Annotated in this window: 12 protein-coding genes; 5 read left to right on the top strand and 7 right to left on the bottom strand. The window is 56.0% G+C overall.

The window, feature by feature from the left end; genetic code table 11:
- Positions 1-55: 55 nt before the first annotated feature.
- The 5 genes from L991_RS11200 to aroQ all read right to left on the bottom strand — a co-directional run bounded on the left by L991_RS11200 (position 56) and on the right by aroQ (position 5,599).
- A complete protein-coding gene (locus tag L991_RS11200; protein WP_156129058.1) occupies positions 56-1,069 on the bottom strand; it encodes a lipopolysaccharide assembly protein LapB in 1,014 nt (337 codons plus the stop codon).
- A 172-nt stretch (positions 1,070-1,241) separates the two neighbouring features.
- A complete protein-coding gene (locus L991_RS16985) occupies positions 1,242-2,894 on the bottom strand; it encodes a chitinase (RefSeq protein WP_231550543.1) in 1,653 nt (550 codons plus the stop codon).
- 298 nt (positions 2,895-3,192) lie between these two features.
- Positions 3,193-4,563 (bottom strand): acetyl-CoA carboxylase biotin carboxylase subunit, encoded by a 1,371-nt coding sequence (accC, locus tag L991_RS11190; protein WP_028448785.1) that lies wholly within the window; start codon positions 4,561-4,563, stop codon positions 3,193-3,195.
- 69 nt (positions 4,564-4,632) lie between these two features.
- Positions 4,633-5,091 (bottom strand): acetyl-CoA carboxylase biotin carboxyl carrier protein, encoded by a 459-nt coding sequence (gene accB, locus L991_RS11185; protein ID WP_047395367.1) that lies wholly within the window; start codon positions 5,089-5,091, stop codon positions 4,633-4,635.
- 55 nt (positions 5,092-5,146) lie between these two features.
- Complete coding sequence (gene aroQ, locus L991_RS11180) at positions 5,147-5,599, bottom strand: type II 3-dehydroquinate dehydratase (RefSeq protein WP_028448787.1); 453 nt, start codon at positions 5,597-5,599, stop codon at positions 5,147-5,149.
- Between the two features lie 216 nt (positions 5,600-5,815).
- Here aroQ and queA point away from each other — a divergent pair, with 216 nt between their 5' ends.
- Entirely contained in the window at positions 5,816-6,844 is a 1,029-nt protein-coding gene (gene queA / locus L991_RS11175; RefSeq protein WP_047395365.1) for a tRNA preQ1(34) S-adenosylmethionine ribosyltransferase-isomerase QueA, read from the top strand.
- Positions 6,845-6,862: 18 nt separating this feature from the next.
- On the opposite strand, the gene L991_RS11170 is transcribed toward queA, so the two are convergent.
- On the bottom strand, positions 6,863-7,618 hold the full coding sequence (locus L991_RS11170) for an ABC transporter substrate-binding protein (RefSeq protein ID WP_047395363.1): 756 nt from the start codon (positions 7,616-7,618) through the stop codon (positions 6,863-6,865).
- 180 nt (positions 7,619-7,798) lie between these two features.
- Between L991_RS11170 and tgt the strand changes: the two genes are divergently transcribed.
- From tgt to L991_RS11155, 3 genes are all read left to right on the top strand, one after another.
- Entirely contained in the window at positions 7,799-8,911 is a 1,113-nt protein-coding gene (gene tgt / locus L991_RS11165; RefSeq protein WP_047395359.1) for a tRNA guanosine(34) transglycosylase Tgt, read from the top strand.
- Between the two features lie 119 nt (positions 8,912-9,030).
- A complete protein-coding gene (locus L991_RS11160) occupies positions 9,031-10,395 on the top strand; it encodes an HD-GYP domain-containing protein (protein WP_047395356.1) in 1,365 nt (454 codons plus the stop codon).
- A 102-nt stretch (positions 10,396-10,497) separates the two neighbouring features.
- A complete protein-coding gene (locus L991_RS11155) occupies positions 10,498-10,947 on the top strand; it encodes a bacteriohemerythrin (protein ID WP_028448792.1) in 450 nt (149 codons plus the stop codon).
- A gap of 130 nt (positions 10,948-11,077) precedes the next feature.
- Here L991_RS11155 and L991_RS11150 read toward each other — a convergent pair whose 3' ends face one another.
- Positions 11,078-11,998, bottom strand: a complete 921-nt coding sequence (locus L991_RS11150; RefSeq protein ID WP_231550542.1) for an NAD-dependent epimerase/dehydratase family protein — start codon at positions 11,996-11,998, stop codon at positions 11,078-11,080.
- A 62-nt stretch (positions 11,999-12,060) separates the two neighbouring features.
- On the opposite strand from L991_RS11150, the gene L991_RS11145 reads away from it, so the two are divergent.
- Positions 12,061-13,083, top strand: a complete 1,023-nt coding sequence (locus L991_RS11145; protein WP_047395354.1) for a CDP-6-deoxy-delta-3,4-glucoseen reductase — start codon at positions 12,061-12,063, stop codon at positions 13,081-13,083.
- The last annotated feature ends 71 nt before the right edge of the window (positions 13,084-13,154 follow it).

Here is a 13,154-nt window from a genome sequence, read left to right as displayed (position 1 = left end):
CTGGGGTATCGATTTCAAAGGTACAACTATCTTAGCCCAGCAGCAGATACCGAGGCTAGGTATTATGTAACTGCTGCTCTAAGTCTTGCAGGCGGGCAAAAATCTCGGCCGAACCAAGCCGGTTGTAATGTTCCTGATATAGACGCTGATGTTTCTCAGCCTGCGCGGGCTGGCCAGCCTGGCCATAGGCAATCGCCAAGGTGGCATGCACGACATGAACTTTGCTGGTGCATTCGTATTTCTGACTTAGGCTCAAGGCTTCTTCAAACGCCGCAATGGCGGCGGGGAGATTGTCTTCGGCCATGGCGATTTTGCCGGTGACGATTTTCCAGCTGATTTCGCCCCAGGCCCAATAGCGATCCATACTATGGCCGCGTTCCAGCAGCGCGGTGACTTCCTCGAGTTTATCTTGCTGCAAGAGCATCAGGGTGCGATAGCTGAGCGCTTCGCCAAGGTATTCCAGATGCTGTATCTGCTGGCAGATTTGTTCGGCTTCATCTAGCAAGGGCTGCGCTTCGGCATAGCGCCCCAGCTCGCAATAATCAGCGACCAGATTGATGTACAGCCGGGCGCGTAGCTCGAGATCAATGCCCTCATGCAAGTATTTTTGGGCGCTAAGATGGTGACGCAGGGCGTCTTCCGGCATATGGAAGGCAAAATACATTTGCCCCAAGGCGATAAAGGCGTTGATGCGGGTTTCAACGCTAAAACCCCGATTGTCCAGATTCAGGCAATCGCGCCAGTAGTCGATGGCGGTGCTGAAATCGGCGGTGGTGTAGTGAGCAATACCGAGGGTGTAAAGCAGATTGCCGCGCTCGGCTTCCAGATTTTCGGTTTCGGCGATCAGCAGCGTATCGTGCAGTAAGGTCGTGCCTTCATGAATCCGTCCGAACCCCATCAGCATTTCCACCTGCTGAAACATCACCTTCACCCGAAATGCCGCGGGCAGCTCGGTGGTGAGCATGGCCGTGGCCTCACAGGCAAGGCGCAAAGCTTCAGGTGGATCGGCATACATCAGCGCTCGGCTGCGCTCATAGCACTGCTGTATGGAGGTTAAGAGGTCTGACATGGTCGGTGTAAGCGAAGTAGATCGCTACGATAATCCTTTCTATGGGTAAGCTCAATAGGTATTTCAAAAAGCTGACAAAGGCGTGTGAACTACATCCGGCAGTGCCTTTGTGTGGGCGGCAGACAAAAAAACACCCCGAACGCGTCGGGGTGTTGTCATGCTAGTCCTGAGCTTATGGCAGGGCTTTCAGCGCAGCCGAAGCTGGTTTGCTGAAGTTGTAGCCATCGTGTTTATCCCAGTTGATCGACCAGGTCATCACGCCGCGGTAGTCAGGGTAGGCTTGTTTTGGTTTAACCATGCCGCAGTTTTTCAGCTGGGTCAGGCAAGTCAGGGTGTCGTTTACCACTTGGCTGGTCACAAAGCCGGTGTTGGCTGAGCTACGGCCACTTGGTACGCCAAAGGCCACTTGATCAGGGCGCAGGCCTTTGAATTCCCAGCCGGTGCCGCCTACGGTTTTGAAGCCTTCGATCAGCATCAGCGAACCACCAACCAGACCATCCACGGTGCCTTCGTTCAGTGCGCCGTTAGAGTAAGGAGTCCACAGACCACCGTTGTTGTAGTACTGCACGTGAATGATGTTCAGATCATTGCGCAGACCATCGATGATCGGCAGGTAAGCACCCCAGATGCCCGAGTACGATACATAACCGCCTTGTACGTATGGATGCTCAGGTGCCATCGACAGGTAGAAGCTTGGACCGACTTTGGCTTTCAGCTGTTTCACCGCATCAATCAGGTTATTGATGATTGGGGTGCCCAGTACCACGCCGGCGCCGCTTTCCAGATCCAGATCGATCCCGTCAAAACCGTATTTCGTGATGATGGCATGCAGGCTGTTAACGAAGTTAGTGACGTTTTCTTTGGTCGAGAGGGTCATGCGACCTTCCTGGCCACCCAGTGACAACACCACTTTCTTACCCTGGGCGCGTTTAGCAGCCACATCAGCGATGAATTCGGCTTCAGTACCGGCGTTTTTATCCAGATTGAAGGCCACCGCACCATTGCCGGCATCGTCGGCAAAGGAAATCATGATCACATCCCACTCGGCGGGTACATCGCGGATGCGGAAGGTATCGCCGGCTGGGTTGGTAAAGTTATGCCAGTAACCAATCAGCGCATGTTTTGGCAGACCGTTTGGATTTGGTGTAGGCGTTGGGCCGACTGGCGTTGGGCTTGGGGTGATCGCTGGTGTTGGCGTAGCGGTCACGACCGGAGTTACCACTGGCGTTGGGGTGGCAGTCACGACAGGCGTGCTAGTCACCACCGGGGTTGGGGTGCTGGTAACCACTGGGGTATTCGTTGGTTTGGCGGTGACCACTGGGGTAGGCGTAGCCACTGCGCCGCTTACCAGTTTCCAAGGGCCCCACTGCGCTGCGCCAGGCACGTCGCCTTGTGTCCACCATTGGGCTTCATACACGGCGCCATTGTAGGACACGCGTTGGCCACCGGTGTACACCGTGGCTTTATCCCAGCCATTCACGCCCGCAACTGGCGTAGCGGTTGGGGCGCTGCTTGGTGCGGTGGTTGGGGCTGTAGTTGGTGCTACTGTCGGCGCCACGCTTGGCACTGCAGTTGGTGCTGGGGTAGCTGAGCTATTGCCGCCTTCTTTCCACAGGGTTGGGGTCGCCGCTGGATTCCAGTTGGCACCCACATAAGCGGTGTGGGTCACCAGTGCGGTGTAGGTTTTGCCGTTGTAATCAACTACTGCGCCGGCGGTGTAGGTCGAGCCTTCCTGCCAAGTGGCGGCCTGAACGCCCGCCGAGAGCAGCATACCTGCCAAGAGGGCAGCCAAGCGGCTGCGATGCATCAAGGTGCGTACTTGCATTTGAAATCTCTCCATCCAGTTTTTATCTGTCAGCGGTGCGATATGACCGCAGGAAGCCCACTTGGTGTACCGGGCGATTCGATAGTAAGGGATGCAACGTAAGCTGACAATCCGGCCGGATGTAATTCTGTGTTGCGCACTACATGTTAGGGTTTGCTGATGTTATATGCTGTTGTGCTATGGCGGGGTATATGCCTGAATGCAAATACCAATAAGCATTGCAGGGGTATACCTCGGTTGGAATGGGCAATAAAAAAGGGCAGCTAGGCTGCCCTTGGGTGGTGATCTAGATCACAGCTTAAACCGCTTTACCTTCGATGGCTTCGCGAATCACATCCATATGGTGTTCCAGATAGTGAATGCTGGTGCCGCCTTTGATGAATTCCTTGTCCAGCAACAATTGCTGGTGCAGTGGAATATTGGTCTTGATCCCTTCGACCACCATCTCCGACAGGGCGATGCGCATGCGGGCCATGGCCTGCTCGCGGGTATCGCCGTAAGTGATGATCTTGCCGATCATGCTGTCGTACGTTGGCGGAATACGATAACCCTGATACACGTGCGAATCTACACGCACACCCGGCCCGCCTGGCGTATGCCATTTGGTCACCTGGCCGGGGCTAGGGATAAACTTCACGGCGTCTTCCGCGTTGATCCGGCATTCAAACGAATGACCTTTGAGCTTCACATCGTCTTGCGTGTAGCGCAGCGGCAGGCCAGCGGCCACTCGAATCTGCTCTTGCACAATGTCAATGCCGGTAATCATCTCGGTCACCGGATGCTCAACCTGCACACGGGTGTTCATCTCGATAAAGTAGAACTCGCCGTTTTCGTACAGGAACTCGAACGTACCCGCGCCGCGGTAGCCGATCTGGCGGCAGGCTTCGGCACACGCTTCGCCCACTTTGCGGCGCTGCTCTTCGGTCACGCCCGGAGCAGGGGCTTCTTCGATCACTTTTTGGTGACGACGTTGCATCGAGCAATCGCGCTCACCCAGATAGATGGCGTTGCCGTGCTGGTCCGCCAACACCTGAATTTCGACGTGGCGCGGGGTCTGCAGGAATTTTTCCATGTAGACCATCGGGTTGCCGAAGAATTGATTGGCTTCCTGTTTGGTCAGTGCCACAGACGCGAGCAGATCTTCTTCTTTATGCACCACGCGCATACCGCGGCCACCGCCACCGCCGGCGGCTTTAATGATGACCGGATAGCCTACTTCGCGCCCGAGCTTGAGAATGGCGGCTTCGTCATCCGGTAAGCCACCTTCCGAACCCGGTACGCAAGGCACGCCGGCTTTTTTCATTGCGTCTTTGGCGGCGACTTTATCCCCCATCACGCGGATCGATTCCGGGCGTGGGCCGATAAAGACAAAGCCAGATTCTTCAACGCGCTGGGCAAAGTCGGCGTTTTCCGACAGAAAACCGTAGCCCGGGTGAATCGCCTGCGCGCCGGTCACTTCGGCGGCAGCAATCAGGGCCGGCACATTCAGGTAGCTTTGTGCTGACGGATTCGGGCCGATACACACCGATTCATCCGCCAGTTTGACGTATTTGGCTTCGCGGTCGATTTCGGAATGCACAACCACGGTTTTAATGCCCATTTCGCGGCAGGCGCGCAAAATACGCAGCGCAATTTCGCCGCGATTGGCGATCAGGATTTTTTCAAACATAGGTACTCCGGGTAGGGATACGCCGCAAGGGCAAATCAATGCTTGATTTGCCGGCCATACCCCACATCATTAGCCAATGATAAACATCGGTTCGCCGTATTCAACCGGCTGACCATTCTCAATCAGGATCGCTTTGATCACGCCTGATTGCTCGGCTTCGATTTCATTCAGGAGTTTCATGGCTTCGATAATGCACAGCGTATCGCCAGCATTCACGGTTTGGCCAACTTCAACAAAGGCTTTCGCGCCTGGGCTAGATGAGCGGTAGAACGTACCCACCATCGGTGATTTCTGGGTGAAACCATCGACTACCGGCGCTGCGGCTTCCGGCGCGGCAGCGGCAGGGGCTGCGGCGGCCGCAGGTGCGGCGGCTGGAACATGATATTGCATTGGGGCAGCTTGCACGTAAGCCGGATTGGCTACGCTGCGCGTGATGCGTACCTTTTCCTCACCTTCCGTGACTTCCAGTTCGGCGATGCCGGACTCTTCCACCAGATCGATGAGTTTTTTCAGTTTACGCAGATCCATTGATGCAATCCTCTCTGTTTAAGTTGGATGACTACAGCTCAGTGAGCTATTGGTGTTATTGGGTTTTGAGCTTGCTGATGGCAAAGTGCAGGCCAAACTGGTAGCCCTGGGGCCCCAGGCCGCAAATCACGCCAGCGGCAAGATCGGAAAAATAGGATTTATGCCGGAAGGCATCACGGGCGTGGATATTGGAGAGATGAACCTCTACAAACGGAATTTTCACGCCCGATAGCGCATCGCGCAGCGCGATGCTGGTGTGGGTAAAGGCGGCCGGATTAATCACGATGTAGCGAGTGCCGTCATCCAGACAAGCGTGAATGCGCTCGATGAGCTCGTATTCACGATTAGACTGGAAAGTTTCGACCTCGATGCCGTGTTCGGTACCTAAAGCGACAAGTTGTGCGTTGATCTGCGCCAGCGTCTGGCTGCCATAATGCTGCGGTTCCCGCAGCCCCAGCAGGTTCAGATTCGGGCCATGCAGAACCAGGATCTTGTCGCTCGCCGACATCATGCAATCCTTATATTCCCTTCGAATCGTCGGAGTTTGCCGCAACTTCGCCGAATTTGTCCAGAAAAAGCCGTGAATTTTTTTTAATTTCTCCTGTCTTACACCGGCCCAAGTGGCTTGCAATATTCTGTTACATCAGGATTGGCGCGGGTTACAAAGGGTTTCGCTGGTATAATTTACCCAGTGAATGTTACCGACCTTACAGAGTAGATTTCGATGCAGATTGCCGATTTTGATTACCATTTGCCTGAGCACCTGATTGCCCAGTTCCCGCCTACCGAGCGGGGCAGGAGTCGTTTATTGCATGTGAATGGCACGCAACTGGCGGATCATGTGTTTACCGAGTTGCCGCAATTGCTCACGGCCGGCGATGTGCTGGTGTTTAACGATACCAAAGTGATCAAAGCCCGCCTGTTCGGCGAAAAAGCCAGCGGTGGCAAGATTGAGGCGCTGGTGGAGCGGGTGCTGGATCAACAGCATGCGCTGGCGCACATCAAGGCCTCGAAAGCCCCCAAGCCGGGCGCCATTTTGCATTTTCAGGGTGGTTTTGTTGCCGAAATGCTGGAGCGGCAGCAGGATTTATTTAAGCTCAAGTTTCTGGGCGAATTGAGCGTGTTGGAAGTGCTGGATGCCTCCGGCCGTTTGCCGCTACCGCCGTATATTACGCATGAGCCGGACGAAGAAGACGCCAAACGCTATCAGACCGTCTATGCGCGCGATCCGGGTGCGGTGGCTGCGCCGACCGCAGGGCTGCATTTTACCGATGCGATTTTGGATGAATTGCGCGCCAAAGGCGTGCAGGTGGAGTTTTTAACCTTGCATGTGGGCGCCGGGACCTTTATGCCGGTGCGCGTGGATAACATCGCCGAGCACACCATGCATCACGAGCGCTATGAAATTCCGCAGCGTACCCAAGAAGCCATTCGGGTGGCCAAAGCCAGCGGCCGGCGGGTGATTGCGGTGGGGACAACCTCATTGCGGGCGCTGGAAGCCTCGTCGCAGCAAGGGCTGCTGGCCGAACCTACGGGCGATACCAATATCTTTATCACCCCGGGCTATCAATTCAAAGTGGTTGACCGGCTGATCACCAACTTTCACTTGCCCAAATCGACATTGCTAATGCTGGTGTCGGCGTTTGCCGGTCACCAAACCATGCTGGATGCCTACCAGCATGCCATTGCGCATGAATATCGCTTCTTTAGTTATGGCGATTCGATGTTGCTGGAGCCGCAGACCGCAGCCTAAGGCAGGGGGCTGGCGCGCTTAATACAGGGCGTGCCAGCGATTGAAAATGGCTTTGTCTTCGCCGCGCTTTTGCAATTCCGCCAGCCCCGCATCCAGCGCCCGCGTCCAGCGGCCGGCGTCTGGCAGTTTGGGGCTAAAGGCCACGTAGAGCGCCAGATTATCAATCAGCCCCCAGTCGCTGATTCCGGCATTTTCCGCGTTATTGAGTAGTTTTTGCTGCGCCTGATAGGTGGATTGCGAAATCAGGATAAAGTCGATATTGCCTGCCGCCAGCCGGCGCAAGCTGGCTAGCTCGCTATGAGATTCGATCAGCTTGATGTCTTTTTGCAAAAACATCTTCTCAGGGTATTCGTAGCCAGCCGTTGTTCCAATTCGCTTGCCGGCCAATACCCCATACTCGGTGCTGGTTTTGGCTAATTTGCTATGCGCCAGTAGGTGCAATTTCACGTGCAGATAAGGTAGCTGCGGCCAGACAAACTGATTTTGGCGCTCGCTGGTTTTGGCCACGTTCAGTACTGCATCGTAGTGGCCCGCTTGGGTAAGTTTGAGGCAGCGGTTGTAGCTGCCGCTATCAATCGTAAAGGCCATGCGCTGCTGGTTGAGCGCAGCGCTAATCAGTTCGACCGAGGCACCAGCGGCTTGGCCTTGTTTGGCAAAAGAGTACGGCTTCCAATCGTTTTCGGCGCAAATGCGCAGGGTTTCACCCGCCCAGCTTGGCGAATTGACGAGGGCGCAAAAGCAAATGAGCGAAACCCAGTGGCGAGGCGAGTACATGTTTTCCCTAATAAGTGCCTGATTTAATTGGCATGTTCATTGTAGTGCATTGGCGTGAATCACCAATGAAAATCATCGCCTGTGCGGCATTTTGCGCTTGCCTTGGGCTGGCGCAGCCGTTAACCTTGCCGCCTTGCGCCGGACTGTGTCTCTGGCCGCTTCTGATTGGAAATCAAGACCATGCATTACGAATTGAAAACCACCTCGGCCGGTGCGCGCCGCGGCACGCTCACGCTGAACCACGGCGTAGTTCAAACCCCAGTGTTTATGCCGGTGGGCACTTACGGCACCGTGAAGGCGATGACGCCACGCGATCTGCATGAAATCAAAGCCCAGATCATCCTTGGCAATACTTTCCACCTGTGGCTGCGCCCGGGGCTGGAAGTGATCGAGCAATTTGGCGGCCTGCATCAATTTATGGGCTGGGATAAACCCATGCTGACCGACTCGGGCGGTTTTCAGGTGTTTAGCTTGGGTGCGATGCGCAAAATCACCGAAGAAGGGGTGAAGTTTCAAAGCCCGGTGAATGGCGACAAGCTCTTTCTGACGCCAGAAGAATCAATGCGCATTCAGAAAGTACTGAATTCTGATGTGGTGATGATTTTTGATGAATGCACGCCATACCCCGCAGATCGCAAACAGGCGGGTGACTCGATGCGCCTGTCGCTGCGCTGGGCGAAGCGCTCGAAAGATGAATTCGATCGGCTGCAAAACCCGAATGCCTTGTTCGGCATTGTGCAGGGTGGCATGTACGAAGACCTGCGGGATGAATCGCTGGCCGGCCTAAATGAGCTTAATTTCCACGGCATGGCGATTGGCGGTTTATCGGTGGGTGAGCCGAAAGAAGATATGGCGCGGATTTTGGCGCACACTGCGCCGAAATTGCCGGCGAATAAACCACGCTATCTGATGGGGGTGGGCACGCCGGAAGACTTGGTGTTTGGGGTGAGCCAAGGGATCGATATGTTCGATTGCGTGATGCCGACCCGCAATGCGCGCAATGGCATGCTGTTCACCCGCTATGGCAATGTCAAAATCAAAAACGCGCATTACAAAAAAGATCAGCGCCCGCTGGATGAAAGCTGCAGCTGCTATACCTGCCGCAACTTTAGCCGCGCCTATCTGCATCATTTATTCCGCAGCCAGGAAATCCTGAGCGCGCAGCTCAACACCATTCACAATCTGCATTACTATCAGGTGCTGATGCAGGAAATGCGCGATGCCATCGAGGTGGATCAGTTTCCGCAGTTTGTGGCCAAATTCCACGCGGATCGTCCCCGTGGCGCGGATTAATCGCTTACCGTCTGCACACCTAACCCGCCGCCGGCGGGTTTTTTTCTGCCGGTTGCCGGCTGGTAAAGCGGCCGTGCCAGCGCTATGGTGAAGCTGTGATTCACCCTGCTTAGCCCGCCATGCCGTACTCTTCTGTGCAATTAGCCGAAATTCTTGGCGCTTTTTCCTACGCGCTGGACATGACCGAAGGCCAGCCGCAAGGGCATTGCGTGCGCTGCTGCTGGATTGGCATGCACATCGGTCGGCAGCTAGGGATTGCCGAGCAAGCGCAGTGGGAGCTCTATTACACCCTGCTGCTCAAAGATCTGGGCTGTAGCAGCAATGCGGCGCGCATTTGCGAGCTGTATCTCACCGATGATCAATCGTTCAAGCGCGACTTTAAGCTGGTGGGCGGTAATCTGGCGCAGGTGCTGGGTTTTGTATTTAGCCATACCGGTCAGCATGAAAGCTGGACCCGCCGACTGAATGCCATTCTGAACATCATGCGTAATGGCGATACGATTGCCAATGAGCTGATTCAAACCCGCTGCGACCGTGGTGCGCGCATTGCCCGGCAGCTGCGTTTTCCCGAACCGGTGGCGCTGGGCATTCATTCGCTGGATGAGCATTGGGATGGCAGCGGCCGGCCGGAGCAACTAGCCGGTACGGCCATTCCCTTGTATGCGCGGATTGCGCTCCTGGCGCAAGTGGTGGATGTGTTTCATTTCTCGCATGGGCCCGCGGCTGCCTTGGCTGAAGTTGAGGCGCGAGCGGGCAGCTGGTTTGACCCCAATGTTGTGGCGGCTTTTCACGAAGTAGCGGCCGACCCGGCGTTCTGGCGCATGCTGGCCGAGCCGATGATTGCCGAAGCCGTGCTGCAGCTCGAGCCCGCGCAATTTAGCCTGCCGCTGGATGATGATTATATGGATGCCATTGCCTCGGCCTTTGGTCAGGTGGTGGATGCCAAGAGCCCGTTTACCGCTGGCCACAGCGAGCGGGTGGGCTTTTACGCCGAAATGATCGCGATTGAATTAGGGCTAGATGCACAGCAGCGGCAATGGATTCGCCGCGCAGCTTTGCTGCACGATGTGGGCAAGCTGGGTGTGAGCAGCGCGATTTTGGAAAAACCGGGCCGTCTCACGGCCGACGAATTTCTTGCGGTACAACAGCATGCCCGACTGACCGAAGAAATTTTGAGCAAAATCGTGCATTTTCGTGATCTGGCGCGGGTGGCCGGCGCCCACCATGAACGGCTCGACGGGCGTGGTTATCCGCGTGGGCTCGCGGCCGACGAGATCGCGCTGGAGACCCGCATTATCACCACCGCCGATATCTTCGATGCCATCAGCGCCGAGCGCCCCTACCATCCGGCCAATACGCCCGAACATACCCTGCACCTGATGCAACAAATGGTGGGCGATGCGCTCGATCCGTTGTGCTTTGCCGCCTTGCAGCAAGTGGTGGAGCGCGAGCTGGCCGGGCAGGGCGCCGCCACTGCAACCTGAGCACCACAGCACGCACTATCCTTCGTGACAGTTTGATGTAGGTCAAAGGCCGTTTTGTCGGGCTGGGCAGTATGCAGGCTTGAGCGACTGGAGATCACAACAATGAGCAAACTGATCGAATGGAACGATGCCCTGTCGGTCGGCATTCAAGAAATCGACGAACAACATAAAGTACTGGTGGATTTGCTGAACGAGCTGCACGATGCCATCCGCCAGCATCATGGCCGCGAAGCCTCGGTCGAAATATTGGGCCGGCTGGTGGATTACACCCGCATTCACTTTGCGGTGGAAGAGAGCTTGATGCGGATTTTGGGTTATCCCGAGTATGAAACCCACAAAGGTCATCACGAAGATTTGATCAGCCAGGTGAATACCTTGCAGCAGCGGATGCGCGAAGGTGAGGCCATTACCTTTGAATTGCTGCATTTTCTGCGCAACTGGCTCACCCATCACATCATGGAAGGCGATCAGCGCTATGTATCGCACTTCTTATCGCGCGGCGTACAGAAAACCTGGGAAAAGAAAAGCTGGTTTGGCCGGCTGTGGTCGTAAGCCCGAGCGGCGGCTAGCTGGAATGCCGTGTTAGCCTTGCATGCAGCGACCCGGGTTGTGTATTGCGCGCACGGTTTAAATTGGAAGAGGTACGCCAGATACATGTCCATGTATCTGGCTGTAGGCTAGATCAGTATTTGCGTGTAGCCACATACTCCCCAGTGTGGGCAGCAAAAAAATCAGCGGTGCTGGGGTAACGCAGCCGCCAGCGTAGTTCACGCTTGGCGCGCTGATTGCTGAGCTGCCGTGATTCATTCAGATAGGACAGCATGGTGGGCGAGAGCTGGGTTTGCGCCTCGGCGCGGCTGATGCGCGCGACGCGCGGCAGGCCGGTAAAGTCGGCCACCTGATCAAACCATTCCCCCATCGTATGGGGCGCATCATCGACGATGTTATAGCTGCGCAGCGGCCGGCCACGAAACAGCGCCAGCACCATGGCCTGCGCCAGATCGGCGGCATGAATATGATTACTGAGGCTGTCCTCGCTGGCGACGATGCCGGGTTCGCCACGGGCCAGCCGCGCGGTGGGTAAACGATCGAGGGCGTAAATGCCCGGCGCGCGTAGCAGGCTCACGCGCAATGGTCGGCCTGCGCGGCCTTGTCGGCGAGCGGCGGCGCGCCAGCTTTGCTCAGCCCATTGCCGGCGGCGGGCGCGTGTGGTGCGCGCCAATTGCCGGCTGCTCTCGGTGAGCCAGCGCCCCTGATGATCGCCATACACACCGCTGGTGCTGATGTAAACGGCGCGGCGAGGGGAGTGTGTTAAAATCCCCAATTGGCGATTCGTCGTGCGTGGCGCTGAGCGGCCTTGCCGCGGGCGTAGCAAGGCCGCGAGCAAGTGCTGGGTGCGTGGTTCACCAGCCGCTTCGGCCGGCGGTGCGCTGTGTAGCCAGTAATTGGCCAGCCCAGCCAGGCGGCGCAAGGTACGCGGTTGATCCAGATCCGCGCGAATTGGATACACGCCCAGGGTATTGAGTGCTAGCGCTTTATCTGCGGTGCGTGCCGTAGCATACACCTTGAAACGACGTTGCAGCCATGGGAGAGCCCGCTGCACAATATCGCCACAACCAATGATTAACAAGCGTTTTTTTCGCACTTGTCGGACATCCAGAAATAATGAGTAAACAACTTATCATCGAACCATCAGGCCAGCAACTGAGTGTGTTTGACGGCGAGACCCTGCTCGACGCCGCGATGCGTGAGGGGTTCAATATGCCGTATGGCTGCAAGAATGGCTCCTGTGGCGCCTGCAAAGGCAAAGTTTTGCAAGGCGAGGTCGTGCATGGCGATCATTCGCCCACGGCGCTCACTGCCGCCGATCAGGCCAATGGACTGGCGCTATTTTGCTGCGCCACCCCGGTGAGTGAGCAGGTAAGCATCGAATGCCGCGAAGTAGCGGCCACCAAAGACATCCAGATCCGTACCTTGCCTACCCGGATTGAGAAAATCAATAAAGTTTCGCACGACGTTGCCGTGCTAACGCTTAAACTGCCATCGACCGAAAAACTGGCCTTTCTGGCCGGGCAGTATATTGATATCCATACCAAAACCGGCAATAAGCGCAGCTTTTCCATCGCTAATTCGCCCGCGCAAGAAGGCTTTTTAGAATTGCACATCCGCAAAGTGCCCGGTGGCGAGTTTTCCAACTATGTGTGGGATACGCTGCAAGAGCGGGAAATCTTCCGCTTCACCGGCCCGCTGGGCAGCTTTTTTTTGCGCGAAGAATCTGACAAGCCGATCATCTTTGTCGCCACCGGCACCGGTTTTGCCCCCATCAAAGGCATGCTTGAGCACGCCTTTGCGCAAAATATGCAGCGTGAAATGGTTCTATATTGGGGCTGCCGCTCGCTGCATGACCTCTATATGCCTGAGTTGCCAGCGCAGTGGCAGCAGCAATACCCCAATTTCAGCTTTATCCCGGTCTTGTCTGAGCCTAAAGCAGAAGACCGATGGGCAGGCCGTACAGGCCTAGTGCACGAAGCGGTATTGGCCGACTTCCCCAAACTCGATCACTATCAAGTCTATGCCTGCGGCGCGCCGGTCATGGTAGAGGCGGCTGTGAATGCTTTTGTGGCTCACGGCTTACCGACAGACGAGTTTTATTCCGACGCGTTTTTTAGTAGCCAGCAAGTGAAGTAGACCTTTGCGCCGAAGTGGTGTTCGGCAGGGCTTGCGGATGAAACTCAGTCGTGTATAATGCGCAGCTCTTA

Origin of the sequence: Chitinibacter sp. ZOR0017 (genome assembly GCF_000799095.1) — a bacterium.
Taxonomy (GTDB): domain Bacteria; phylum Pseudomonadota; class Gammaproteobacteria; order Burkholderiales; family Chitinibacteraceae; genus Chitinibacter; species Chitinibacter tainanensis.
Note: the sequence above shows the minus strand (reverse complement) of the source record. Positions and strands in the feature narration are given on the sequence as shown.